Genomic DNA, 25,447 nt, shown 5'->3' on the forward strand with positions numbered 1-25,447 from the left:
ATTGATCCCCCGGATCAATTGCTCCACGTCTTCACATCGTCAGGCTCATAACCTGAAGCGCACAGGTTCAAATCATACTCCCGAAACCAAAATCTACAAAAAGATCATAGAACGCTCTCAGTTTGACGTGTCAGAAACAAGCGGATCTAAGGTCGACGGCTGAAAACTAAATACCGAACAACAAGATGAAACGAGGCATATGGCCATCTACCAAATGCGATGGGGCATTTGTCAGAACTTCCCGGTAGAAACGGTATTATTTACCCGGCCTAGAGGCACCTGTATCAGCCCGAGGTGACCGAATGCGCAGCACTGGTTTATTGGGTGACACGTTTGTACGGCTTTCCCGCCACACAACAAATACACCTGAGGCAATGATGATACTGGCCCCAACGGCAACCCAGGCATCTGGCCGTTCACCAAAGAATACCGCTCCAAAGATCGTTGCCCAGATTATCTGAGTATACTGACTTGGCGCAACAGCACCGGCAGGGGCGGCCCGATACGCCAGAATGATCAGGTGTTGCGCGATCACCGAGAAAACTCCGACCAACGCCATCATGCCCAGATGTGTCAGAGAGGGAGGTTGATAAACGGCAGGCTGGGCCAGGCTCATGAGTATGATGGCCAGAAGCAAAGGATACAGGATCAGAACGGCTGAGCGCTCTTCGTTTCCGATCTTTCTTACCAGAACCGATGCAAAGGCGCTGCAGAACGCGGCTGTCAGTGCTGCGACATGCCCCAGAGTGATTTCGGTAGCTCCCGGGCGAAGGACAATTAAAACACCGATCAATCCGACGCCTACCGCAGCCCAGCGCTGCGCACGGACAACTTCCCCGAGGATCGGAATGGACAATACCGTCACGATGAGTGGGAACGAAAACAGCAGTGAATAGACCTCGGCCAGAGGTAGGACTGAGAACGAATAGAATGCGCAGGACATAGAGGTGACCATTAAGGCCGACCTCAGAAGGACCAGCCAGGGGTGACGCGGCCTGAAGTTATCACTTGTTCGGTCTGCCAGTATGGTCACGGCCATTGGAACAAATGAAAACAGTGTTGCGAAGAAAATGATCTGCAACACCGAATAGGTCGCGCCAAGATACTTGATTAGCGCGTCGTGTGTCGCGAAAACTGCAAATCCCAGAAAGGCATAACCAAGGCCCTGAAGGGTGGCATTTGGACTGTTCATCTGATCGGCCTCGGGCAATCTGTGGCGGCGTGCTAGGTGGCAGACACGGCGGGAACCAATGTCGCCATATGCTGCTTAAACCCTATCAACAGAGTCTGACAGCCCAAACTTTATCGCTAACATGCGCAATCTATGATAACTTAGCCCCGTTCAGCGCAGGATTGGAGGAGCTCCGGCAGGTTGCCGCGCGGCAGTGACACCGGCCTTCATGCCGACACCAATGCGGCGGGCAAGAGCGACCCACGGAATCGCGGTTTCAGGTGGCAGCGTTTGTGTGGCCACAGTTTCAAACAGATCAAGCCAGCGTTCAAAGAGTTCAGGAGAGACGTCGGAACGTTCGATATGAACGCGCTGGGGGTTTCCGTCGTAACAACGTTCGAACAAGATCGCATTGCGCCAAAACGCGGCGATCTTTTCTTCGTGTTCTGGCCAGTTCCGGACATGATTGCCAAAAACGGGCCCAAGTGACTCGTCTTGCCGGACACGTGCATAAAACGCCTCTACCTGAGACGCGATTTGTTCGGGCGTCGCTGGAAAGCGGGGAGGTCTGACAGGATTGGTCATTTTCGAGATTTGCCCTGAGATGTGGCTATAACGCCTCGATAGCTATTCCGCGCACGATCTCACAGAGGCAGCATTGTCGCGGGTCTTCCCTCTATGCGCAGGAAACGGGTCGCTTGGAACCCGCTTCACAGGCACCTTCGCAGTAACGAAGGAGATCTGTGATGTACAAGATAACTGCCCTGCCAACCGATGATGTCCGGGCCTATCAGACAGGTGCACCTGACGCGTATGGAACTGCCCCAGAGCGGGCGATATCGAATGGAAATGGCAATCCTTGCCGCCATTGCCTGCAGCATATTCCTGAGGGTGAAGAGATGTTGATTCTGGCACATCGGCCTTTTTCAGAGACACATCCTTATGCGGAAACCGGTCCGATCTTTCTTTGCGCCAAACCATGTAAGCGGCATTCAGAAAGCGAAGGCATGCCTGAAGTGCTGACCTCTTCCCCCGACTATCTGATCAAGGGGTACGGGCATGATGACCGGATCGTCTATGGGACCGGGGTCATCGCACCGACAAACCAGATGGGATCAGCTATCTCCGAGATATTCACCCGTTCGGATGTGGCCTACATCCATGTGCGTTCGGCGCGGAACAATTGTTATCAGGCGCGGATCGACCGGGCGTGACGATCACAGTTTGACGCGGTGCATTCCCCGGCGTGGCTTCGATTGATCGTCGGCCGGGGGATCATCCGATCGGTTGGATGTGAGTGCGAAAAACACATCCTCGAGATCAGCTTCTTCGGTTCGCACGTCCCGAATGCGGATGTCAGCCTCCCGTACGGACTCCAACACTTGCTCGGCGCTTGTCGCGTTACTTTGGTAATGCAACGCAAGACTGCCATCTTCGCGCAGAGTGGCCTTTACGCCTTCAGAATCTGGGAGTTCAGCAATTGGGGCGTCGGGCACGATCACGATAGTCCGGCGGTCCATCTGTCCCAGCAGATTTGCGGTACTGTCCTGCGCAACTTTTTCACCGTGATTGATGATGGCGATCTCGTCACACATTTCCTGTGCTTCTTCCAGGTAGTGAGTGGTGAGAATGATGGTCATGCCTTGTTCGTTCAGCTTACGCACATTGGTCCAAAGCATTTGACGCAACTCGATATCCACACCTGCAGTTGGTTCATCCAGAACCAGCACTTTGGGATGATGAACCAGTGCCTTTGCAAGCAGCAACCGCCGACGCATCCCACCCGAAAGGGTTCGGGCATAGGCCTCGGCCTTATCGCTCAATCCCACCAGCTCGAGGATATCGTCGCTGCGCCGCTCAGACTTGGGCACCCCATATAGACCGGCCTGAACTTCCAGTGCTCCACGTGGCGTAAAGAACGGATCAAGATTCAGTTCCTGTGGCATCACACCAATGGCAGCCCGTGACTGGCGGGGGTTCTGATCCTGATCTAGACTCCAGATCGAGACCTGACCCGACGTCTTAACAACCAGCCCGGCCAAGATGTTGATGAGTGTGGATTTCCCGGCGCCGTTTGGTCCCAGCAAACCAAAGACAGAGCCTCGGGGAACGGTCAGGTCGATGCCTTTGAGCGCGTGTTTTTCCGGCTGGCCTTTGCTGCCGCGATAGGTTTTTCGCAACCCTTTGATACTGATCGCCGCGTCGGTCATCTGTGGCCCTTGCCCCCGGTTTGCTCATCGCTCATAAACGCACCTAATGCATGCCCGCGAGGCCGACAACCAGTGAAGGATCGCCAGCGATGACTATCGAAGCGCCGGAAACCAAGATCGTCGACAAAAGCCGGATCGCCTGTGACGGTGGCGAAGGGGCTTTGGGCCATCCGCGCGTCTGGTTGCAAATTCCCGAAGACACAGGCTGGGTCGAATGCCCTTATTGCGACTGCAAATATGTGCTGAAGGGCAGGGAACAGGTTTGATTGCTTGTCAGACCCCAGGTTTGGCAAAACTCTGACACAGCGCGCCTGTATCTATATCGCCATATTTGTTGATCAGAAACTGATCAACATTGGTGCCGGACCATACGTGAAATGACTCACCATTGCTAAGCATGCCCAGACCGCTGGCGGTGCCGGTTTCCGGATGCTGGTAGGTGAAAAAGGCGCGCCCGGTCAGCCCATTGTCGCATTCAAGCGTGGCTTCCCCAAAGCCGAAACTTCCGTTTGCCGTCCACTCGCCATGGCACCCGAAATCAGCACTGGTGCGCCCGGCGTGGGTGCCGCTTCCCCAACCAATGGCGCGACCTGTGAAGTAGATACCGCTATCCCCCAGACATGCCAGAATCGGTGCGCAGTTGGAGGTGCTGTTAACTGTGCCAACGCAGTCGGAAGGCAGTTTCGGGCCTGCCAATACCGATGTGGCCACGAGAGTGATTGCGGTTGCGGGCGCGATGGCCGATAAAACGTGCAGACTGAACATGACCACGATCTTATGAGGCGCACCAGCATGAGCAAGAGCGAATTCGGAAAAGGCTGTCACCTGCATTTGATCGACGGATCGGCCTTTATCTTTCGGGCTTATCACGCTCTGCCACCGCTGACGCGGAAGTCGGACGGGCTGCCGATCGGTGCTGTTTCGGGCTTCTGCAATATGCTGCAGAAATATGTCGAAGGGAACGCCGGCCCGGATGCACCGACCCATGTGGCGGTGATCTTTGACAAGGGTTCGCACACCTTCCGCAACGACCTTTACGACCTTTACAAAGCCAATCGCGAGGCGATGCCCGAGGATCTGCGCCCGCAGATGCCGCTGACCCGCGAGGCGACCAAAGCGTTCAATATCGCCTGCAAAGAGCTGGAGGGATATGAGGCGGACGACATCATCGCGACCCTCGCCGTTCAGGCGCGTGAGGCGGGTGGGCGTGTCACCATCGTCAGTTCGGACAAGGACCTGATGCAGCTCGTCGGTGATGGGGTCGAGATGCTGGACGCGATGAAGAACAAGCGCATCGACCGGGATGGGGTGTTCGAGAAGTTTGGTGTCGGGCCGGAACGGGTTGTGGACGTTCAGGCGCTGGCCGGGGACAGCGTGGATAACGTGCCCGGTGCGCCGGGGATCGGGGTCAAGACCGCGGCGCTGTTGATCAACGAATATGGTGATCTGGAAACGCTGTTGGACCGGGCGGAAGAGATCAAACAACCCAAGCGTCGCCAAACCCTGATCGAAAAGCGCGATCAGATCGAGCTGTCGAAGAAGCTGGTGCAGCTGGACGAGAACACGCCGCTGGATTTCACACTGGATGATCTTGAGGTGAAAGACCCTGAGCCGGATACGCTGCTGGGTTTTCTGGCGGAAATGGAGTTCCGCACGCTGACCAAGCGCATCGCTGACAAGCTGGGGGCCGAGGCGCCAGTGATAGCTGATGCACCCGCGCCTGTCGCCGAAGTGGAAGAGGCCGCAGCAATCCCATTCGATGCATCCAAATATGAATGCGTGCGGGATGCGGCTGCGCTGCAGAAGTGGATTGATCAGGCCTATGAGCGTGGCTGGGTCGCCGTGGACACGGAAACCACCGGTCTGAACGAAATGATTGCCGATCTGGTGGGCATTTCGCTTTGCGTTGAAGCCGGTGAGGCCTGCTACATCCCACTGACTCATCGCGACGGGGCGGCGGATGATCTGTTCGGCTCAGACGCGCTCGCCGAGGGGCAAATGCCGCTCGATGAGGCTCTAACCCTGCTCAAACCGATGTTCGAGGATCCGTCGATCCTGAAGATCGGGCAGAACATGAAGTATGATGCCAAGATTTTTAAGCGTTACGGGGTGTCTGTTGCGCCGATCGACGACACGATGCTGATGTCTTACGCAATGCATGGTGGTGAGCATGGCCACGGTATGGATACGCTGTCCGAGCGGTATCTGAGCCATACGCCGATCCCGATCAAACCGCTGCTGGGAACAGGCAAATCCGCGATCACCTTTGACAAGGTGCCGATTGACGAGGCGACTGCCTATGCGGCTGAAGATGCCGACATCACTTTGCGCCTGTGGAAGCTGTTCAAGCCGCAATTGCATCAGGTCCAGGTGACAACGGTTTACGAGACGCTCGAACGCCCACTGGTGCCAGTTCTGGCCCAGATGGAAATGTATGGCATCAAGGTCGACCGCGATGTCCTGAGCCGTATGTCGAATGCCTTTGCGCAGAAAATGGCTGGATTAGAGGCTGAAATCCACGAATTGGCAGGTGAGAACTTCAACGTTGGCTCGCCCGCGCAGCTGGGTGAGATCCTGTTCGACAAGATGGGGCTGGAAGGCGGCAAGAAGGGCAAGACCGGGAAGTATTCAACAGGCGCGGACGTTCTCGAGGATCTGGCGACTGAGCATGAATTGCCGCGTCGGGTGCTGGATTGGCGTCAGCTATCCAAGCTGAAGTCGACTTACACCGATGCGCTGCAAACCCATATCAATCCGGATACGAGGCGGGTGCATACGTCTTATTCGATTACCGGGGCCAATACTGGTCGCCTGGCCTCGACCGACCCCAACCTGCAGAACATTCCTGTTCGCACCGAAGAAGGGCGGCGCATTCGTGAGGCGTTTATTGCTGAGCCGGGGAATGTGCTGGTCAGCCTTGACTACAGCCAGATCGAACTTCGTATTCTGGCCCATATTGCGGATATTCCGGCCTTGAAACAGGCGTTTGCCGATGGGTTGGACATTCATGCGATGACAGCGTCAGAGATGTTCGATGTTCCGCTGGATGAGATGACGCCGGATATTCGCCGTCAGGCCAAAGCGATCAACTTTGGTGTGATCTATGGCATTTCCGGCTTTGGTCTGGCGCGTAACCTGCGCATTCCGCGGGCCGAGGCGCAGGGGTTCATTGATCGCTATTTCGAACGCTTCCCAGGTATCCGGAAATACATGGATGACACGGTCGCGTTCGCCAAAGAGCACGGCTATGTGCAGACGCTGTTCGGTCGCAAAATCCATACGCCTGAAATCAACGCCAAGGGACCGCATGCGGGGTTCTCGCGCAGGGCAGCGATCAACGCGCCGATACAGGGCACAGCGGCGGATGTGATCCGGCGCGCGATGGTGCGGATGCCGGATGCCATCAACGGTTTGCCTGCAAAGATGCTGCTGCAGGTGCACGACGAATTGCTGTTCGAAGTTGCCGAGGATTCGGTGGACCAGGTGATCGACGTTGCGCGCGATGTGATGGAAGGTGCCTCTGACCCGGCAGTGAAGCTGGATGTGAAGCTAAGCGTGGATGCCGGACAAGGCGCAAACTGGGCCGAGGCGCACTGATACCTCGGCTGCGCCGCTCATCAAGCCCGATGGGCCCTCTGCGCGTCGGGTCAGGCCTCAGGCCTGACCATGCGCCCGACCAGCCGTTTTACGGCGGGGCCAAGCAACAGGATGACTGTGAACGCAATGGGCCAGCAAAATGCCCAGGATGCCATCCAATCGCCGAGTGTTGAGGGGCCGAAACCGATCGCTTTCAGCGTTGCAATGCCGGTGACGATACAGGACATCAGGCCGGACATGATCAATCCAAATACGGCGTGGGCAAATCGGGCGGGTATCATTTGATTGGTCCTTGGTCAGACGACGCCCTATTTGCAGTGATCAGATGGCGGAAATCCAGTGCGTCTGTGCACATTACCCGCGCAACCAGTGCAGAGTGTCTTCGGTTCGTTTGGCCGAAGGAAAGTATTCTGCACTAACCCATCCCTCGTAGCCGCTCTGGTCCATTGCATCAAACAGCGACGGGAATCCCGGGCTGTCCAATATCGGTTCCGACCGGTTCGGAGCTGCGCCGATCTGTACGTGAACGATGCGATGTCGAAACCGCTCCCAGATCGACAAAGCGTTGCCGTGGATCATATGCGCGTGAAAACTGTCATATTGCAGGCCAACATTGGGACGATTGACCTGATCCAACACCTGTTCTGCAAGGTCGTAGTCGCACAGAAAGTAGTCCGGCTGCGAAATGCGATTAAGAGGTTCGATGGTGAAATGCTGATGCGGTGCAAAATCTGCGGCCCATTGGAGGTTTTTTACAAAGCACTCAAATGCCTCAGAACCCTTGGCGTATCCTGACATCACATGGATCAACCCCGGTTGCAGCACATCGGCGTAGCGCAGAACGCGGCGTATGTCGGATTGAAACCGGGCCTCTCCGCCGGGGACGGCCGCATATCCGGGTTCGCCTCCGGTGTAGTTCGGCGGTGGTGCATTGATCAGCACCAACTCCAATCCGTTCGCCAGGAGAGCGCGTCGCGTTTCCTTGGCTGCCAGATCGTACGGGAACAGGATCTCAACAGCCTTGAACCCGGCACTTGCGGCGGCCTGAAACCGGTCAAGGTAAGGAAGCTCTTTGAAGAGCAACGAGATATTGGCAGCAAATTTGGGCATGTATCGTCTCGGGTATCGATGGGCGGACCTTAGCGGTCAGGTGTTTTTCGGGAAAGAGCCTGAAAACGACAGAGTGTCGAAAATTAGCCAGATCACCGATATCAAATCAGGGACATTCGGGCCATCGCGGCGAATCATTTTATAGGCGCCGTGTCAGTGGAAGGTCTGAATAAATGGCTATGAGCCCGGAACCCGTTCGCGGGAACACCCTGATTGCGTCTGGCGATCGGCGTACAGCGCTGTCGGGCAATTCATTGGCTGTTGGGTCAATGCTGACCTGGGCTGCCGGTTTTCCCGCGGCCGAGATTTTGTTGCAAACCTGGCCGCCCATTGCTTTGATTGTCGCCCGCCTGGCGCTGGCCGTGGCGGTCATGGTACCGATCTGGCTGCTGGTTGACGGGCCATCCCGCGTCCGGCGTGCCCGTTGGGCGCGTGCAATGTGGGTTGGTGGCTTGGGTTTCGGCCTGGCCATGTTTCTTTTGCTTCTTGCTCAGAAGCTGACAGACCCGGTTACGGTGGCGATCATCGCCTCTTCCGCGCCTCTGATTGCGACCTTGCTGGAAATACGCACCGGAGCGCGTCGCCTGAGGTGGAATTTTGCCTTTGGTTTGGTGGCTTCGATCATTGGTGGATTGATAGCAACCAGCGCTGCAGTTCCCGAACAACTGGGGCTGGGTGCTGCCTGCGCGATCCTGTCGACTGTTCTGTTTTGCTGGGGCGGTATGGCAACCGCGCGAGACTTTCCCGAGTTGAGTCAGGTCGGGCGCAGTTCGATCACACTTGTTGGAGGGCTTCTGGTGACCTCTGTTCTGCTGATCGGGGCAGGACAGATGGGTACCGAGATCGCGCCATCTGCCCCGTTTGATATGCAGCAAGCAGGCATGCTGGCGATTTATGCGCTTGTCGCTCTTGGTCTCAGCCAGGTTCTGTTTGTCTCGTCAATAAGCAAGCTTGGCGTGGCGCTGAGTTCATTCCACATCAACATCGCCCCATTTTACGTGATGGTGATTCTGGTGATGCTGGGTGAAGAATGGAACTGGACACGCGCGCTTGGGGCAGGAATTGTTGCGCTGGCCGTGGTGCTGGCTCAGGATCGGAAGACCACGCAAACGGTCTAAACGGAATCTAGCTCGGCCGATGGGATTAGCGGGAAGAACTGTCCCCCGGACCAGACGCCGAACCAATCATCGTGATGCGCCCCGATGTCCACAAGCCGATAAAAGCTCTTGCGATCAATCCGCGCCTCAAGGTTTGAGCGAACCAATATGTATGGAGAAGGCTCATCTGTTTCCGGATCGATGACGATGCGAATAGGATGCTCTGCACCAGCAATGGCGGTGTCGCCAACATGGGTCGTAAAGTTTAGGTTCTGCGCTTCACCGTCGCCGGAACGGTCAAAGTCCACTGCGACGAAAGGAGCATCCTCGACGGTGATTCCCACCTTCTCGACAGGGGTAACCAGATAATATCTGCCGTCTTCTTTCTTAAGAATTGAAGAAAAAAGCTTTACCAACTCGAACCGATTGATCGGTGACCCCATGTAAGTCCAGGTACCATCTTTTTTGATCTGCATGTCGAGATCGCCGCAAAATGGAGGATTCCACAGGTGAACAGGGGGTAAACCCTTGGTTTTGGCCGCATTGACTGAGGCTGCCAGACCATCAGGTGAAGGGGTCACAGGTTTTTGTCCGCTCATTGCTTTTGCCATTTCCTCTCAGCGCGATACACTTCAATCATATTAGTCCACGGAAGGGAAAGTCATGACCGAACCTGCCGACCTCGTAGTCGAGATCGAAGCGCTGGAAAACAAGCTACAAGAGGCAAAGTCCTCGATTACCCGACGCTTCATCGGGCAGGAGAGGGTTGTTGACCTGACCCTGACCTCTCTTTTGTGTGGAGGTCACGCTTTGTTGATCGGTCTGCCGGGTCTTGGCAAGACGCGACTGGTCGAGACCCTGTCGACCGTGATGGGCTTGCACGGAAATCGCATCCAGTTTACGCCTGATTTGATGCCTGCAGACATCCTTGGGTCCGAAGTTCTGGATACCGCCGAGGATGGCAGCCGCCATTTTCGTTTCATTCCGGGACCGATTTTCTGTGAATTGCTGATGGCGGATGAGATCAACCGTGCCAGCCCGCGGACCCAGTCGGCCCTGCTACAGGCGATGCAGGAACGCACAGTAACCGTGGCTGGTGAAGACCGCTCATTGGGTGTGCCCTTCCATGTGCTGGCGACGCAGAACCCGATTGAACAGGAGGGCACCTATCCGCTGCCCGAGGCGCAGCTTGACCGGTTCCTTGTTCAGATCGACGTCGAATATCCGGATCGTCAGACCGAACGCGACATTCTGTTGGCCACGACAGGGGTCGAGGAAGATGAGGCGAGCCAGATTTTCACAAAAGAAGAGCTGCTGGCCGCTCAGGTCCTGTTGCGGCGAATGCCCGTTGGGGAATCCGTGGTCGAGCTGATCCTCGATCTGGTTCGGGCTTTCCGGCCCGAAGAACCGGGTGTTTCCGAACGTGTTGCCGAAACCGTCGCCTGGGGCCCCGGCCCGCGTGCGGCACAAGCGCTGATGATGACGGTTCGGGCACGGGCAATGCTGCAAGGGCGGCTGGCTCCGAATACCGAGGATGTCCTGGACATGGCGCGTCCGGTACTTAGCCACCGGATGGCGCTGAACTTCGCTGCGCGTGCGCGTGGCGACAGCCTTGCAAACTTGATCGAAACCACAGCAGCCGGCCTGGTCCGGACTGAGGCTGCGGCGTGAATGCCGCGCTGACCCTTCGCGAAAGATCTGAGGCCGAGGCGTCCCGGCTGCCACCGCTTTTGGCGCAGGCCGAACATCTGGCCGGCACCGTTCTACTGGGCGATCATGGTCGGCGGCGCGCTGGTTTGGGCGATGACTTCTGGCAATACCGCCCCGCACAGATCGGGGATAGCCGCCGAATGATCGACCACCGTCGATCGGCCCGGGGGGATCAGCAGTTCGTACGCGAACGAGAGTGGCAGATCGCCCAGTCGATCATGCTGTGGGTCGATCAGGGCGCATCCATGCGTTTCACTTCGGATAAAAACGTGCCGACCAAGGCAGATCGTGCGCGGCTGTTGGGCTTGGCGACGGCGATCCTGTTGGTACGCGGTGGAGAGCGGGTTGGCCTGACCGGAACCACCCTTCCCCCCAGGCGCGGCAATGCGCAGATCATACGGTTGGCGCAGGCCTGGTCGCAGGATGCCGAAAGCGACTATTCCCCGCCGGAACACCGCGCGATGATCCCGCATGCGCGGGCGGTGTTCATCTCGGATTTTCTAGGCCCACTTGATGAAGTTGAGCTTGCGCTGACTAAATCTGCCGATCGTGGCGTGCGTGGAGCTCTGCTTCAGGTTCTTGATCCGGGAGAGGAAACCTTCCCCTACCGTGGGCGCACGATTTTTGAAAGCGTTGGGGGGTCCGTCAGACACGAAACCCTGAAGGCAGGTGATTTGCGTGAACGTTATCTCGACCGTCTGGCCGAGCGAAAGGACGCGCTGACCAAACTGTGCCGGGCGACAGGCTGGCAATTGGGTCAGCATCATACCGGAGATAGTGCGCAAGCGGCTCTGTTATGGCTCTATCGGGCCCTGGACGGGGGTGCGCGATGACGGTTCTTGCAGGGATCGGCTTTACGGCGCCGTGGATTTTGCTGGGTCTTCTGACCCTACCTATCCTGTGGCTCATCCTGCGTGCAGTCCCGCCTGCACCAATCCGTCGGCTGTTCCCGGCGGTTACGCTTCTGCTGGGTCTGAAAGACGACGAAAGCGTTTCCGACCGTACCCCGTGGTGGCTGTTGCTACTGCGCATGCTGGCCGCTGCAGCAATCATCATCGGCTTGGCAGGGCCTGTCCTGAACCCATCGCGAGATGAAACCGGATCTGGGCCTTTGCTGCTGGTGCTGGATGCCAGCTGGGCAGGGGCGACACGCTGGTCTGCAACACTCGATCAGATCGACGCACAACTGACCGAGGCTGGTCGCGCAGGCCGGCCCGTATCGATCCTGAGCCTGACCGAACCCGAGCCACCCGTGTTTCAGGCCGCCGAGTCCTGGCGTGGACGTTTGCCGGGGCTGATCCCGATGCCGTGGCAACCCACGGAAGAGCAACTTGGCCAAGCCATTGAAATGCTTGATCAGGTCGAAGGTGGATTTGATACGCATTGGTTCAGTGATCGACTGTCCTACTCGGCACATGATCAGGTTCTGGCAGCTCTGCAATCGCGTGGAGAGGTCACGGTGTATCAGTCTCAGTTTCCGGTTATGGCTGTTTTACCCGCAACCTATCAGGACGGTGTGATCCAGTTGGCTGTGCAGCGGTCAGAGCCTGGTCCGGCAAGCAATGTCACTGTCCTGGCCCAGGGGCGCGACCCTGCAGGTGCCATGCGTGTTCTTCAATCAACCGAAGTTGAGTTTGAAAGCGGCGCAACGCAGGCTCAGGTCGATCTGGCCCTTCCATCGGAGCTGCGCGCTCGGATTACCCGGTTTGAGATTCAGGGACAGAGATCTGCAGGAACCGTCACACTGACGGATGACAGCCTGCGACGGCGCGAGGTAGCCCTGATTGCAGGGTCTTTGAACCGCGAAGGGCTCGAGCTGTTGTCTCCGCTGCATTATCTGACTCAGGTCCTGATCCCGACTGCTGATTTTGTCGAGGGCGGGCTGTTGGAGGTTCTGCCCGCCAATCCTGACGTGATTGTGCTGGCGGATGTGGCCAAACTGTCCGATGCCGAACAGAGCGGATTGGTTGAATGGGTTGAGCAGGGCGGATTGCTTCTGCGTTTCGCCGGGCCACGAATGGCCGCAAGCGATCTGGGCCGAGACGAAGAGGATACGCTGTTGCCGGTGCGCCTGCGCAGCGGTGGCCGATCGGTCGGTGGCGCGATGAGTTGGGGAGAAGCCAAGGGACTGTCACCCTTTACCGAGGGCTCTCCGTTCTACGGTTTGCAGATTCCGGAAGATGTGTCTGTCACGACGCAGGTTATGGCGCAGCCAGACCCTAATCTGGCAGATCGCGTCATCGCTTCGCTGTCTGACGGAACGCCATTGGTGACACGCAAAGCGTTGGGATTGGGTCAGGTAGTCCTGTTCCACGTCACAGCAGATGCCGAATGGTCAAGCTTGCCTCTGTCGGGCTTGTTTGTCGAAATGCTCGACCGTCTTGCCGTCGCCTCAGCCGCCAAATCGCGGCAGGAGACGCAATTGCAGGGCACGACATGGGAGCCAATCCAAATCCTTGATGGGTTCGGCAGCCTGTCAGATGCAGGCAACCTTAGTGGCGTCGACGGGGTTGAACTGGTGTCCGGAAAAATTGGGCCTGATCTGCGCCCGGGGTTATATGAAAGCGGTAAACAGAAGCTCGCGCTGAATGTTCTGTCCGAAGAGGATGTTCTGGCACCGATTGTCTGGCCCTCAGATGTCCCGATCAAAGGACAGGAAATCAGTACCGAAACCCCGGTCGGAGGCATCTTGCTGAGCCTCGCATTGCTATTGCTGACCGTAGACGTGATTGCCTCGCTTGCTCTGTCGGGCCGTTTGGGATTGGCACGCGCCGCCGCTGTTGCGCTGGGCGCATTTTTCCTCGTGCCCGAAGCATATGCGCAAACAGCTCAGGAGAACGCGTTCGCAGTCGAGTCCACACAGGAATTGGTGCTCGCTCATGTTCTGACCGGAAACACGCAAGTGGATGATGTTGCACAAGCAGGAATGCGCGGGCTTGCGCAGACTTTGTACTACCGCACATCTGTCGAGCCTGCCCAACCAATCGGTGTGGATCTTGAGCGGGATGAGCTTGCCTTCTTTCCGCTACTCTACTGGCCGATCACGCCTGACCAGCCGCAACCTTCGGCCGAGGCTTATGCCAAGCTCAACAATTACCTGCGGTCGGGTGGGATGATCCTGTTTGATACGCGTGATGCTGATATTGCCGGATTTGGTGCCTCAAGTCCGAACGGTCGTAAGCTGCAACAGCTGGCTGCGCCCTTGAATATCCCAGCATTAGAGCCTGTTCCGCGTGACCACGTGCTGACCCGTGCGTTCTACCTGTTGCAGGACTTTCCGGGTCGTTATTCCGGCACCGAGGTCTGGGTCGAGGCGGCTCCTCTGGACGCTGAGCAGATCGAGGGGATGCCTTTCCGCAATCTCAACGACAATGTCACTCCGGTCGTTATTGGCGGTAACGACTGGGCCAGCGCATGGGCTGTGGATCGCAATGGCCAGTCCTTGTTGCCGGTGGGTCGCGGTTATGCGGGTGAAAGACAGCGAGAACTTGCAAATCGCTTTGGTGTCAATCTGGTGATGCATGTGCTGACCGGGAACTACAAATCCGATCAGGTGCACGTGCCCGCCCTTCTGGACAGGTTGGGACAATGACCGGAACAGTTATATTCGACCCGCTGATCCCCTGGCCGGTTCTGGCCATCGTCGCTGCGGTTGCTGTCTCCGGAATCATTCTGGCCCTATGGCGTGGCCTGTCGGGTTGGGCATTGCGCGGGCTGGCGACTCTGGTCGTGATCGCGGCGCTATCCGGGCCGGTCTATCAAATCGAAGACCGTGCACCGCTGACCGATATCGTTCTGATGATCGAAGATGAAAGCGCCAGCCAAACCCTCTCGGATCGGGCAGACCAGACTGCACAGGCTGCCGACGAACTGGCCGCCGAGATCGAATCTCGCGAAAACACGGAGCTGCGCCGCATCCGCGTGGGCGACAGCGATGGGGATGAAGGAACGCAGGTGATGGCCGCGCTGAACGAAGCGCTGGCCGAAGAACCACGTGCTCGTGTGGCAGGGGTTCTGGTGGTTTCGGATGGTATCGTGCATGACGCTGATCAGGCCCCTGATTTGCCAGCACCGATGCACCTTTTGCAAACTGGTCGTGATACGGATTGGGATCGCCGCCTGATCGTCCGCAATGCGCCTGCTTTCGCGATTATCGGCGAACCTGTCACCCTGACCCTTCGGGTTGAAGACAGCGGTGCATCACCCGCTGGTGCGACGACCGCCCCCCTTGAGATCTCGGTGGATGGTGGCGCGCCCGAGCAATTCAATATTCCCATCGGTGTCGACGTTGAATTGCCGATCACACTGCCCCACGGAGGGCGCAATGTCATTCAGTTCACGGTTCCCGAGGCAGAAGATGAGCTGACCGAGCGCAACAACACCGCCCTGATTCAAATGAATGGCGTGCGTGATCGGTTGCGAGTTTTGCTGGTCTCGGGTGAGCCGCATCCGGGTGGCCGCACATGGCGTAACTTGCTGAAATCGGACAGCTCGGTCGACCTTGTACATTTCACCATTCTGCGGCCACCGGAAAAGCAGGATGGTGTGCCGGTCGATGAGCTTTCGCTGATCGCCTTTCCAACGCGTGAGCTGTTTCTTGAAAAGATCAACGATTTCGACCTGATCATTTTTGATCGCTACAAGCGGCGTGGCATCCTGCCGGCAATTTATCTGGACAATGTCACCAATTATATCAACGAAGGTGGTGCGGTTCTGATCGCCGCCGGTCCGGATTTCGCAACCGCCGACAGTATCTTCCGATCTCCTCTGGCGCCTATCCTGCCCGCCCAGCCCACGGCGCGGGTGATCGAAGAACGTTACGTTCCGATGGTGACCGAACTGGGGGAACGTCATCCCGTCACCTCTAACCTCGGCGACCCTGACGAATGGGGGGCATGGTTGCGGCAGATCGATGTGAAACATCGTTCGGGCGAGTTGCTGATGACCGGACTGGATGATCGCCCATTGCTTGTGCTGGATCGTGTGGGCGAGGGGCGTGTAGCCATGCTTGCATCGGATCATGCCTGGCTCTGGAGCCGGGGTTTCGAAGGTGGTGGGCCGCAGCTGGAGCTGCTGCGCAGGCTGGCTCATTGGATGATGAAGGAGCCCGAGCTTGAAGAAGAGGCGCTGTGGGCTGAGGCAAATGGCCAATCCATGCGCATCATCCGCCAGACGCTGAATGATGAGGTCGGACCAGTTACCGTGACCCGGCCAAATGGCGATACGCTTGAGATCACGCTTGAAGAGATATCCCCGGGACGGTTTGAGGCGCAGTACTTTGGCCCCGAAATCGGTCTCTACCGCCTGCAGGAAGGGGAACATTCTGCGGTTATCGGTCTGGGCCCTGCAGCTCCAAAAGAGTTCGAGCGTACAATCGCGACAGGAGAGATTCTGGAGCCCGCTTTAGCGCAGATGCGCGGTGGCGTCATCCGTCTTGAGGAAGGATTACCCTCGATCCGCAATGTACGCGCCGGGCGTCCTGCTGCAGGTCGGGGCTGGATTGGTCTGACACCACGCAATGCATATGAAACCCGTGATGTGACGCAGGCCGGTCTGCTGCCGCCATGGCTGGTTCTGCTGCTGGCTGGTGGTTTCCTTCTGGCTGGTTGGCTGCGCGAGGGTCGCCGATAGGCTATTCGAAACTCACGCTTACTGTGGGGTTGCCGGGCAGACCGTTATAGGTCACCGATGCGCCGCCATTGCCTTTGGCCGGTGGAAACAATGGTCCGAATGATCCGACCGAAATCAGGTCACCAGGTTTGAACTCGATACCTTTTGACTTCAGCCAAAGGGCGGCGTTCGCCGGATGGCCCATGACCGCTGCGCCCGGAGCCTGCGCCAGAACTTCACCATCTGCCGCACTGAGTGTCACAGTCATGTTTTCAAGTGCCTGTGTCATCGCCGCCGGATCGGAAACCGGAATATCAGACCCTAATATGCCCAATTTTGGCGCTACGCCGATCGCGGTCAGCGTGACTGGCGTGATCGGTTCACCCTCGGCCAACGTCAGGTCGGGCAACTCGATGAAAGGGCGGACCGAACCAATGTGGGCCATAACCTCCTCGGGTGTGTCTGCCTCATTGATGGCTGCATCACCAACGACGAGGATCAGATCGGCCTCAAATACGGGGCGCGCGCCCCACTGGATTGGGATGGTTGCGCGGTCCTCCAACATCATGTCACGAAACAGAACGCCCTGTACCGGCTCTGACGCCCCAAACCGTTCTTGCGCAGGTTTACTCGTCAGCCCGGCCTTGTATCCGATGGCCGGACCAAGATGCGGCTCCATCGCGGTGACCAGTTTGGCCTGAGTACAAAGCGCGTCGTCCATGGTTCCATCGGGAACAAGCGCCGAAGTTGCGGTGTTGGAGAGATAGTCCTGCACAAAGCCTGCGATCTCGGCATCTGATGCACAATCTGCTGAGGCCTGCGATGCCAGGACTACAGCGAGTAACAATGATGAACAACGCATTTTAGGCACCCTTTCACTCAATTTGTATCGAAACCCGGTCGGATTGTCCCTGTGCATCAACAACAACCAGCGAAGCGAAGCCGCGCCCGGGGTTGGGGATCTCAAACTCTCGCTGACGTTGCCCCGTCAGGATCGGTATCCCGTCAGCAAGGACTGAAAATGGACGCGAGCCACCGCGCAGTTTGATGGTAAGCGTGTCACTATGTGTCTCTAATACGGCACCATCAGGGGGAAACAACACCTGTGGTGCGGCTGCATTATCAGCGAAAGCAGCCGAGCGCGGCCGGAATCTCTGTAGCGGAGTGGGCAATTCAGCGGCGCCCACAATCAAGGTCGAAGGGGGTGGAGGCGCGAGCGGTTCAAAGTCCGGTTTAAGGCGCCCAAAAGCCTCGAACAGCAATGGCGCGGCCAGTTCACCACCAAAGGCTCCGGGCACCGGCGTGCCATCCGCCCGTCCCAACCAAACACCGACCACATGCTGCCCGTCATATCCAATGGCCCAAGCATCCCGATGTCCGTAAGAGGTGCCGGTTTTGTAAGCCAGCTGGCCAGGAGGAGCCCCGGGAGGCGGGTTAAGCCCCGACAGGATGTTGCCGATCTGCCAGGCGGCTGGTTCTGTCAGAATCCGGTGGGTCTGTAATTGCTCGCTCAATTCCAGATGATGCAGAACGGGGCCTTCCCCTCCTGCCGCCATTGCTGTGTAGAGTTGAACGAGGTCTTGCAGGCTGAGGCCAACGCCGCCCAGAGAAATGGCAAGGCCCGGTGTCCCGCCCGGCAGTTTTGGCGCGGTTTTGGCTTTCCGCAATGCATCCATGACGCGGGCTGGACCCAACTCGTGTGTCAGGCGAATTACGGGGATATTCAGAGATAGCTGCAGCGCCTCGCGTATACGTATCTCACCCCGAAACACACCGTCAAAATTGCGCGGGGCGTAGCGCCCGAACATGACCGGGCTGTCGCTGATCAGGGTCTCGGGGTGCGCAAGCCCTTGATCGAAGGCAAGGCCGTAGACCAGAGGTTTCAAGGTTGATCCCGGCGAGCGAAGCGCTTGGGTCATGTCGACAAATCCCTGACGGGCATCCGCATACCCTGCCGAGCCGACCGAGGCGAGGATTTCACCGCTGTAATGGTCCGCCACAATCAGCGCGCCTGAAACACGTGGCCCCGCACCTGCTGCCGTTCGTGCAACAAGCTGTTCCAGCTGAGCTTGCAGCGATGCATCCAAGGTCAGGTCATGGGCCATCGCCTCGGGGTTTTGACGACGAACTCGATCAGTAAGGTGAGCTGCCAGTTGTGGAAACGGGCGCATCCGCTGGGGAACTGGCTCGGATGACGCCGCCTGCGCCTCAGATCGGTTCAGAACACCTTGTCTTTCCATGCGATGGAGAACCCGGTCACGCGATTCTCGTGCGGTTTCTGGTTTTCGATCTGGTCTGCGTGCCTCGGGTGATTGTGGCAGCGCCACCAGCAAAGCAGCCTGCGCGGGTGTGAGACGGACAGGATCTTTGCCGAACCAGGCGCGCGATCCCGCGCGAATCCCTTCGAGATTGCCACCATAGGGGGCGTGGGTCAGATAGAGGGTCAGAATCTGCTCTTTGTTGAGACGCTGTTCCAACGCCAATGCGACTCTAATCTGGCGGATTTTGCCACGCCAGCGTCCGGTTGTGCCATCCTCGAGCAATCGTGCAACCTGCATGGTCAACGTTGATCCGCCCGAAACAGTACGACCGTTCAACAGCGCTTGCCCGGTCGCACGCAGCATGGCCAAAAGATCGACGCCTGAATGGGCCCAGAACCTTTTGTCCTCGTACCGAACCAGCATATCGACAAAATCGCGATCCACTGATCCGGGGTGCAGGCGCCAGATGCCGTCCTCGACCGGAAAGGCCCGAAGCAGGTTGCCATTCCGGTCGCGCATCTCAACCGAGCTTTCTGCGAGGATCGGCGGCAATATGGTCGCGTTCACCCAGTCATTCAGCCGATCCCGGGTAAAAGCGGTCAAATAAAGCAACCCCGCGAGACACAGCAGTAATCTGGTTGCCTTAGGCATCGACCCATCCTTCCCAGAGTTCGGGATAGTGGGTTACGAAGCCGGACGAATGAACCTGCAGATCAGCCTCAAAATTCGTTGAAGAATACCGGACCAGTTCTTGCGAGAGGCAACTGTAAATCTGGTCTAGCTGCGCGATCGACGCGAGATCAGGTTTCAGCCAGGCTGCCTTTACGGGCGCGCTCGCAGTATTCCTCAGACCCAGTCGTCGCAGCGGCAAAAGGTTGGTGGCTGGCGTGAAGCTCAGGTCAAGATCGATGCACTCGGCGGTGTTTTCCTGCAGTTTATCATTCAGAAACCAGCCCTCGGCAGTTCGATGAAGACGCAAGGCGATATCGCGGCCACCAAACTCACCCCCAACATCCGCAGACAGGCTATGCCAGTCAGGATCGCAGCGCACATCATAGGTCAGGCAGTGATCGATGCTGCCATCGTGCCAGATTGCCTGACCGACCAGAATCCAGCCACTGTCCAGCTGAGACAGGGTGCAGCGGTCCGTGCCCTGCTGATCCAGCCGCCGCCAATGGGCTGTGGCGATGGCTGCCCGGCCTGTCATTTCACTTCGACCCGGCCTGTATCCGTCCGGGCACGGTTCTGAGGCCGATACATATCCTCAACCGATGCGGCGGGATGATGGAACTCACCCGGGGTGACCGCTCGCGCAACATAGGCCAATGTCACGGGCTGGCGGCCAAAGGCGTCAACAGCGGCAAGGAACCTGTCTGAACGGAACTCGGTATGCGTCGCCTCGGACAGGTTCAGCCAGTCCAGTGAACGCACATCGCCCGAGCGCAACAGGTTGGGGTTGTCGATCTCTATGCCTGCGGCCAGTGGATCATCAATCATCAGCCGTGCACCGCCATTTTCAAACGGTGTGACAGTCAGGACAGTGACAAACCGATCGCCGACCACAAACTCACCCGCATTCAGCGGCTCGCCTTCCATCGAGTAATATTGACGGTCGATGGCATAGCCCGTCCCGCCAGCTTCGGGCGCGATTTCAGGGATACCTGATACCGTCATCGTGATGTCGGTTGTTTCACCATCTGCTGCGGTGATGTTGAGAACATCATCCGATCCGGTTTCAAGAACCTGAACGAACGGCCCATCAACGGCTGAACCGTTGACCCGCAGCCCGGATTGCTCGGGGGTTGAGATCAGTGCATGCGCGGCAAGCAGGGACCAAGCCGCCTCTTGCGTCGAACGGTAAGTCCGCCCGGCGCTGACCCGCTGGATCAGGGCATCCCGGTCGATGACCTCACTGCCGGCATCAACCGCGAGTGTCAGCAGACCCGCCGCATCCCGCAGGTTTGTGCCGTAGTCAGCCCGCCAAGTATATTGGTCTTGTGCTGGGCGCTGGGCCAGCATCTGTGCTGCACGGCTGAACATCGCATCCGCCCGGGTCTGATCCCCGTACGAGGCCAGTGCCGATCCAAGCTGTGCAGCGGCCAGTGGGGTATCAAATGCGTCGCCCTTGACGTCCGCGTAATAGCGCAGATCGCCCATCGAGGCCGCACCTTCCCGCGCCAATACCATCAGCGCATAGGCGATATCCTGACCGCCTTCATCGAAATCAGGGGCATAGTTGATTCGATTGCGCAGGTTGTCCATTGCCTGTGCAAAGGCCCGGTCCGGAACCTCATGACCCTGCGCACGCGCGCGCGACAGGAAGTCGGTGACATAGGCATCCAGCCAAAAATCACCGCTTTCAGCCCGCCACAATCCGAACGCACCGTTCGAGGCCTGACGCGTCAGGACACTGCGGATCGAGTCATTGATGCGTTTGTCGACCTGAGGCCCATCACCCAGCCCTGAGGCCTGTGCGACCGAAGACAGATACAGCAGCGGCAGCGCCTTACTGGTGATCTGTTCGGTGCAGCCATAGGGATATCGGTTCAACTGATCCAGCAGGCCCGGAGTGTCGAATTTGGCCAGAGGACCGGCGGATAATATGGCCCCGGCCGTACCTGGTCGAAACCCTTCGAACACATCTTGCGAGAACAGAAAGCTTTCCCCGGATCCAAGCGAAAACCGCCGTGTCAGAGCCACAACCGGGTCATTCGCACGAACAGGCATCCGCAAGGTCTGCGACAAATCCCGACCATCCGGAGTGGTGATCGAAACGCTGATTTCAGGGTCACCGACCGCGTTCGCCCGGATCGGCACCTCGAAAACGGCTTTGCCACCGGTATCCAGTGTGAAGGTACCGGGTGCAGTTCCAAGCTCAAGTCCGTTTGAAGCTGCCAGACCCAGCGCCATTTCACCGGCCGGACCATCCGCATGTATGATTTCCAGCAGCATCCGGCTTTGGTCGCCGGGGGCAAGGAAACGCGGCAGGCTTGCAGTGACAACGACCGGGTCGCGAACAATCATCTCGGCCTCAGCCTGCCCCACCGCAGATTTGGACCAGGCAACCGCCATCAGCCGCACGGTACCATTGAAGGCTGGTAGCGGGATATCGATCACGGCTTCACCGTTTTCGTTCACCTGAACCGGTCCGCTGAAAACTGCCATCAGATCCTGCGTCGGAGGAGGTGATTGGCGCCGCATCCCGGCATCATTGTCACCACCCGATCGAATGGTTCCCATTGCGCCGTTCATGCCATCAATCAGGCGGCCGTATACGTCACGCAGTTCGACACCCAACCGGCGTTGCCCGAAATAGTATCCCTGCGGGTCAGGGCTCTTGAAACCGGTGAGGTTCAGGATGCCGACATCTACCGCTGCGACTGTCAGCCAGACAGGATCACCTTTGGTGTAGTTTTCGACCTTGACGTGCGCTTCTTGCGTGTGTCGGGGCGCGCTGACCTCGGGCACATCGATACTGACATTCAGCTTGCGAACTCCCGGATCGATGGTGGCATGTGCCACACCCATTGAGCGGGCTGGATTTTGCCCGGCAGTGACATCCATGGGGCGGATGACCGTTGCCGTGACGTAGGCACCAGTACCCCAATCTTCGGTGATCTCCAGTGGGATCACGCTTTCACCCTCTGGGACGTTTATCATCCGGCGGTGTATCAGCCGGTTCGACAGGACCTCGATCTGTGCGATGCCTGCCATGCGCGGTACGATCCGCAATTGTGCCGTTTCCCCCGGGCGATAGCTGTCGCGATCCAGCGACATTTCCAGCCGATCTGGTGAGGTCGAAGCATCTGCAGCCTGGTACCAGCCCGCATAAAAATCGACAGCCGATTCTGCATAAGTGCCATCCACGCGCTGTACGACCAATTCATATCGACCCCAGTCGACCGGCTGGTTCAGCGTCAATGGCTCAGACGTGAAATCAACCTCACCCGTCGCCACGCGGGTACGTCGGGTGGTTGGTTCCCAATTCCAGTTTCCATAGAGCTGGTACCATTGATAGCGTGTTTCGACCCGGTTCAGTGTCCAGCGCAGGCGCATTGGGTTGGGTGAAAGATCAGGGGACAACCCGACGATCTGGAAGGATGCTTCTGTGCCCTCAGCGATCACGTCATCAAACATGGGTTTGATGCCAATTACCGATTGGGGCGGCAGGACGGGTGCAGTGAGGCGACGTTCGACCGGGCGGCCTGATCCATCCGCCAATCGGGCAATAACCGTTGCCTCTATTGGTTTTCCTTCAGTCTCTAAATTGGGGATTTCAATCGGAATCGTGGCGAGGCCTGCAGCATTAGTACGCGCATCTCCGAAGTAACTGCTTTTGGTTGAAATCTCGGCATCATAGCGACCAAAACGGTATCCATCATAGCCGGGAACGGTTTCAGCAGGGCGCGCAATCACCTGTCCGTCGATGGTCAGGTCGGAACCCGGCGCACCAAACAGATAACGGGCATCAATATTCAACGGCGGCGTGTCGCCCGGACGTAGGGGTGCATTTGGCAGGGTAAGTTCAAAGTCGATGCGTTCAGGCAGAAAATCTTCGACCAGAACGGTTTCACGCGCTAGCGCCTCACCCTTTGGGTCCGACTTAATCTCGATCCGCCATGCACCGCGCGGCACATCCGCTGCGACGGGCAGCGCAAAGACATGCCCCCCAGCCACGCCGCCATCCGAAATGACGCGTCGATATTCAACTCCGTCAGGTCGATGCAGGATCGCGGTCAGCGGCAGACCTTCAATCGCTTGTGCCGTACCATCGCGCGACAGGGCTGTGACATGGATTGTCTCGCCCGCGCGATAAGCGCCGCGATCAGTGGCCAGGAAAACATCCACCGGACCGGCGGGCGCACGGCCCTCGACGCCACGATCAGACAGGTCAAAGGCGGGATCGGTCAGGGACAAGAAGCTGAAATCCGTATCACCATCGATTGCCATGACCAACGCAGGCGCGCTCGCCCCGGTTCCGCGGGTCAGACCGGGATCAAAACGCGCATACCCTTGGGCATCCGTTTGGGCGGTTGCGATCACCGCGTTCGCGTTGGACACAAGCGATATATCGACACCCTCACGTGGCTCTGCATTATGAAGCCCGCGAACGGTGACGTGCAGGCCATCAGTGCCAAGTGCAGTGCTGATTCCCAGATCGGACAGAACAAACCACTGGGTCGCCCCCGGATCATCATATGGATCCGCCCCCGGAACCCGAGCAGTCAAAGCATATATGCCTGCCGGCTGCTCTGCGATCGCCTCGGCCATAGGCAGGCGGGCAGTCATGTCCTGGTTCAGCTCTGAAGCGACCTGCGCAGTACCAGTCCAGATCGCTTCGGCGATTTCGTCCGAGAACTCCTCTTCTTCCCATTGGCTAAGCGGGCGGCCAAAGAAATCCTGTTGCACGGAACGCAGGAGATTGCGGTCGCTGACCCGGCGCAATGTCAGGTCCAAGGTGGTGGTATTCACTGTCTCGACCGGCAAAGCCGCGTCTGCGGATTTCGGCAGCACATAGCTGCGACCCGGAAACCGGACCGACGGCGCGCGATCGCGTACATAATGCGTCAGTTCCACATCGCGGTTCAGGGTTTCGCCGGATGCAGAGGGCAGACCTTGTCGCAGGGTCATGCGATAGCGCTTGCCGTGTTCAACGCCGTCAACACAGAGCTGAGACCCATCGGCTTGTACCACTAACCCGTCATTATTGCGTTGTACGAAGGGGTCGTAATCAACGCCCGCTTTGATCAGTTTTTCTGAAAACTCGACACAGATGCGGGGTGCAGCAGCGTTGCTTTCGACACTGCTGTCGACAACGCGGAACCCGTATTTCCCGATCGCATCGGTCAACGCCGCCAGCACATCTTCGCGCGGCTGGACCTGTTCGGCTAGCCTCAGGGCGGGGATCATATCCCGACCGCGTTCGCTTTCTTCAAGCGCATTTGCCATCACCATAAGCGCGGCGATCTGTGTTCCGGGGTTTTCGGCGCGCAGGTACCCGTTGATCGACGCATTCAGCGCGCGCTGCCTCATGTCTCGCTTTTCATTCCAGCCAGACGGTGAAATGGCCAATAGCAATCGGGCGTATTCGACCCAGAGATCGGGCGCATCGCTAAGCGAAACTGCAATACCGGTCCATTGCATTGCCTGCGTTGCATTGCCGGCACTTCTTGCAGCCCCCAGTACGGCATTCAGATCTTGTCCACCTGCGGTGTGAAGAAAACCCAGATCCCGGGATTGTTGGCCAGCGCTTTCGAGATCGGATGGGCGCAGAAATCCAAGGGCTTCGGCGCGCGTTCTCGCCAATGTTAGGGTCTGTTCTGGCGTCGAGATCTTTTGAGCGGACAACGCGCCTTCGTAAGGTTCCTGACGGTTTACTCCGCTCTTGGGGAAACAGGCATCTGAACGGGTATTGTAGGTAAATGCAGTACAGTTTGCGTTGGCCGAACAGGCCTGAATGCACGATTTCAAATCGGTATCGAACAGCGCATCCAGATCCGAGCCATAAAAGTCCGCATCCCGTGTGGTGATATAGCGGAACTCTGGCACCAAAGACTGAGCCTGAACCAGAGCGGTTTGCAGAAAAATTGAAAGAAAAGAAGCAATTGAAGTCAAAACAAAGCGGCGCATCACGACCTCCTATTTGGCAAGATCGTCGCATGAGCGCCCTTTCCATTGCAA

General features: G+C 57.9%; 19 protein-coding genes. 8 read left to right on the top strand and 11 right to left on the bottom strand.

The features are described 5' to 3' along the window. Nucleotides 1-256: 256 nt before the first annotated feature. Both ACR0IO_RS16815 and ACR0IO_RS16820 read right to left on the bottom strand, forming a co-directional pair. A complete protein-coding gene (locus ACR0IO_RS16815; protein ID WP_480742824.1) occupies nt 257-1,192 on the bottom strand; it encodes a DMT family transporter in 936 nt (311 codons plus the stop codon). Nucleotides 1,193-1,342: 150 nt separating this feature from the next. Next, a complete protein-coding gene (locus tag ACR0IO_RS16820) occupies nt 1,343-1,756 on the bottom strand; it encodes a group III truncated hemoglobin (protein ID WP_480742827.1) in 414 nt (137 codons plus the stop codon). A 161-nt stretch (nt 1,757-1,917) separates the two neighbouring features. Between ACR0IO_RS16820 and ACR0IO_RS16825 the strand changes: the two genes are divergently transcribed. Further along, nucleotides 1,918-2,385 carry a DUF1203 domain-containing protein gene (locus tag ACR0IO_RS16825; RefSeq protein ID WP_480742830.1) on the top strand — a complete coding sequence of 156 codons (468 nt, stop codon included), beginning with the start codon at nt 1,918-1,920 and terminating at the stop codon, nt 2,383-2,385. 3 nt (nt 2,386-2,388) lie between these two features. Here the strand turns inward: ACR0IO_RS16825 and ACR0IO_RS16830 are convergent, their stop codons facing one another. Beyond that, nucleotides 2,389-3,381 (bottom strand): ABC transporter ATP-binding protein, encoded by a 993-nt coding sequence (locus ACR0IO_RS16830; protein ID WP_480742832.1) that lies wholly within the window; start codon nt 3,379-3,381, stop codon nt 2,389-2,391. A gap of 89 nt (nt 3,382-3,470) precedes the next feature. Between ACR0IO_RS16830 and ACR0IO_RS16835 the strand changes: the two genes are divergently transcribed. Next, a complete protein-coding gene (locus ACR0IO_RS16835; protein WP_480742834.1) occupies nt 3,471-3,647 on the top strand; it encodes a zinc-finger domain-containing protein in 177 nt (58 codons plus the stop codon). 7 nt (nt 3,648-3,654) lie between these two features. Here the strand turns inward: ACR0IO_RS16835 and ACR0IO_RS16840 are convergent, their stop codons facing one another. Then, nucleotides 3,655-4,146, bottom strand: a complete 492-nt coding sequence (locus ACR0IO_RS16840) for a hypothetical protein (protein ID WP_480742836.1) — start codon at nt 4,144-4,146, stop codon at nt 3,655-3,657. A gap of 27 nt (nt 4,147-4,173) precedes the next feature. On the opposite strand from ACR0IO_RS16840, the gene polA reads away from it, so the two are divergent. Continuing rightward, a complete protein-coding gene (polA, locus tag ACR0IO_RS16845) occupies nt 4,174-6,978 on the top strand; it encodes a DNA polymerase I (protein ID WP_480742838.1) in 2,805 nt (934 codons plus the stop codon). Nucleotides 6,979-7,028: 50 nt separating this feature from the next. Here polA and ACR0IO_RS16850 read toward each other — a convergent pair whose 3' ends face one another. Both ACR0IO_RS16850 and ACR0IO_RS16855 read right to left on the bottom strand, forming a co-directional pair. Continuing rightward, the gene (locus ACR0IO_RS16850) at nt 7,029-7,259 is read right to left on the bottom strand and encodes a DUF2798 domain-containing protein (protein ID WP_170336241.1); all 231 of its coding nucleotides are present in this window, start codon (nt 7,257-7,259) and stop codon (nt 7,029-7,031) included. Nucleotides 7,260-7,332: 73 nt separating this feature from the next. Continuing rightward, the gene (locus ACR0IO_RS16855) at nt 7,333-8,088 is read right to left on the bottom strand and encodes a hydroxypyruvate isomerase family protein (RefSeq protein ID WP_480742841.1); all 756 of its coding nucleotides are present in this window, start codon (nt 8,086-8,088) and stop codon (nt 7,333-7,335) included. 179 nt (nt 8,089-8,267) lie between these two features. Between ACR0IO_RS16855 and ACR0IO_RS16860 the strand changes: the two genes are divergently transcribed. After that, nucleotides 8,268-9,206, top strand: a complete 939-nt coding sequence (locus tag ACR0IO_RS16860; protein WP_480742843.1) for a DMT family transporter — start codon at nt 8,268-8,270, stop codon at nt 9,204-9,206. Here ACR0IO_RS16860 and ACR0IO_RS16865 read toward each other — a convergent pair. Further along, nucleotides 9,203-9,784, bottom strand: coding sequence for a DUF1285 domain-containing protein (locus ACR0IO_RS16865; RefSeq protein ID WP_480742846.1), 582 nt, complete (start codon nt 9,782-9,784; stop codon nt 9,203-9,205). The two genes, ACR0IO_RS16860 and ACR0IO_RS16865, sit on opposite strands and share 4 nt — an antisense overlap. Before the next feature lie 64 nt (nt 9,785-9,848). Here ACR0IO_RS16865 and ACR0IO_RS16870 point away from each other — a divergent pair, with 64 nt between their 5' ends. The 4 genes from ACR0IO_RS16870 to ACR0IO_RS16885 are packed head-to-tail and all read left to right on the top strand — an operon-like array spanning nt 9,849 to nt 16,526. Continuing rightward, the gene (locus ACR0IO_RS16870) at nt 9,849-10,856 is read left to right on the top strand and encodes an AAA family ATPase (RefSeq protein WP_155146538.1); all 1,008 of its coding nucleotides are present in this window, start codon (nt 9,849-9,851) and stop codon (nt 10,854-10,856) included. Next, nucleotides 10,853-11,728 carry a DUF58 domain-containing protein gene (locus tag ACR0IO_RS16875; RefSeq protein WP_480742850.1) on the top strand — a complete coding sequence of 292 codons (876 nt, stop codon included), beginning with the start codon at nt 10,853-10,855 and terminating at the stop codon, nt 11,726-11,728. The genes ACR0IO_RS16870 and ACR0IO_RS16875 overlap by 4 nt, the downstream gene beginning before the upstream one ends. Beyond that, on the top strand, nt 11,725-14,487 hold the full coding sequence (locus ACR0IO_RS16880; RefSeq protein ID WP_480742852.1) for a DUF4159 domain-containing protein: 2,763 nt from the start codon (nt 11,725-11,727) through the stop codon (nt 14,485-14,487). The genes ACR0IO_RS16875 and ACR0IO_RS16880 overlap by 4 nt, the downstream gene beginning before the upstream one ends. Beyond that, complete coding sequence (locus tag ACR0IO_RS16885) at nt 14,484-16,526, top strand: hypothetical protein (protein WP_480742854.1); 2,043 nt, start codon at nt 14,484-14,486, stop codon at nt 16,524-16,526. Before ACR0IO_RS16880 ends, ACR0IO_RS16885 begins: the two co-directional genes overlap by 4 nt. A gap of 1 nt (nt 16,527) precedes the next feature. Here the strand turns inward: ACR0IO_RS16885 and ACR0IO_RS16890 are convergent, their stop codons facing one another. Genes ACR0IO_RS16890 through ACR0IO_RS16905 form a run of 4 tightly spaced genes read right to left on the bottom strand, consistent with a single transcriptional unit; the run spans nt 16,528 to nt 25,396 of the window. Next, a complete protein-coding gene (locus tag ACR0IO_RS16890; protein WP_480742857.1) occupies nt 16,528-17,352 on the bottom strand; it encodes a 2-keto-4-pentenoate hydratase in 825 nt (274 codons plus the stop codon). Between the two features lie 28 nt (nt 17,353-17,380). Further along, nucleotides 17,381-19,417 (bottom strand): penicillin-binding protein 1C, encoded by a 2,037-nt coding sequence (gene pbpC, locus ACR0IO_RS16895; RefSeq protein ID WP_480742860.1) that lies wholly within the window; start codon nt 19,415-19,417, stop codon nt 17,381-17,383. Further along, on the bottom strand, nt 19,410-19,973 hold the full coding sequence (locus tag ACR0IO_RS16900) for a putative glycolipid-binding domain-containing protein (RefSeq protein WP_480742862.1): 564 nt from the start codon (nt 19,971-19,973) through the stop codon (nt 19,410-19,412). Before ACR0IO_RS16900 ends, pbpC begins: the two co-directional genes overlap by 8 nt. After that, complete coding sequence (locus ACR0IO_RS16905; RefSeq protein ID WP_480742864.1) at nt 19,970-25,396, bottom strand: alpha-2-macroglobulin family protein; 5,427 nt, start codon at nt 25,394-25,396, stop codon at nt 19,970-19,972. The genes ACR0IO_RS16900 and ACR0IO_RS16905 overlap by 4 nt, the downstream gene beginning before the upstream one ends. Nucleotides 25,397-25,447: the final 51 nt, after the last annotated feature.

The organism is Ruegeria sp. CE12 (genome assembly GCF_056537525.1).

Coding starts and splice junctions, on each gene's coding strand:
- ACR0IO_RS16815 (WP_480742824.1), bottom strand. CDS start 1,192: ATGAACAGTCCAAATGCCACCCTTCAGGGCCTTGGTTATGCCTTTCTG.
- ACR0IO_RS16820 (WP_480742827.1), bottom strand. CDS start 1,756: ATGACCAATCCTGTCAGACCTCCCCGCTTTCCAGCGACGCCCGAACAA.
- ACR0IO_RS16825 (WP_480742830.1), top strand. CDS start 1,918: ATGTACAAGATAACTGCCCTGCCAACCGATGATGTCCGGGCCTATCAG.
- ACR0IO_RS16830 (WP_480742832.1), bottom strand. CDS start 3,381: ATGACCGACGCGGCGATCAGTATCAAAGGGTTGCGAAAAACCTATCGC.
- ACR0IO_RS16835 (WP_480742834.1), top strand. CDS start 3,471: ATGACTATCGAAGCGCCGGAAACCAAGATCGTCGACAAAAGCCGGATC.
- ACR0IO_RS16840 (WP_480742836.1), bottom strand. CDS start 4,146: ATGTTCAGTCTGCACGTTTTATCGGCCATCGCGCCCGCAACCGCAATC.
- polA (WP_480742838.1), top strand. CDS start 4,174: ATGAGCAAGAGCGAATTCGGAAAAGGCTGTCACCTGCATTTGATCGAC.
- ACR0IO_RS16850 (WP_170336241.1), bottom strand. CDS start 7,259: ATGATACCCGCCCGATTTGCCCACGCCGTATTTGGATTGATCATGTCC.
- ACR0IO_RS16855 (WP_480742841.1), bottom strand. CDS start 8,088: ATGCCCAAATTTGCTGCCAATATCTCGTTGCTCTTCAAAGAGCTTCCT.
- ACR0IO_RS16860 (WP_480742843.1), top strand. CDS start 8,268: ATGAGCCCGGAACCCGTTCGCGGGAACACCCTGATTGCGTCTGGCGAT.
- ACR0IO_RS16865 (WP_480742846.1), bottom strand. CDS start 9,784: ATGAGCGGACAAAAACCTGTGACCCCTTCACCTGATGGTCTGGCAGCC.
- ACR0IO_RS16870 (WP_155146538.1), top strand. CDS start 9,849: ATGACCGAACCTGCCGACCTCGTAGTCGAGATCGAAGCGCTGGAAAAC.
- ACR0IO_RS16880 (WP_480742852.1), top strand. CDS start 11,725: ATGACGGTTCTTGCAGGGATCGGCTTTACGGCGCCGTGGATTTTGCTG.
- ACR0IO_RS16885 (WP_480742854.1), top strand. CDS start 14,484: ATGACCGGAACAGTTATATTCGACCCGCTGATCCCCTGGCCGGTTCTG.
- pbpC (WP_480742860.1), bottom strand. CDS start 19,417: ATGCCTAAGGCAACCAGATTACTGCTGTGTCTCGCGGGGTTGCTTTAT.
- ACR0IO_RS16900 (WP_480742862.1), bottom strand. CDS start 19,973: ATGACAGGCCGGGCAGCCATCGCCACAGCCCATTGGCGGCGGCTGGAT.
- ACR0IO_RS16905 (WP_480742864.1), bottom strand. CDS start 25,396: ATGCGCCGCTTTGTTTTGACTTCAATTGCTTCTTTTCTTTCAATTTTT.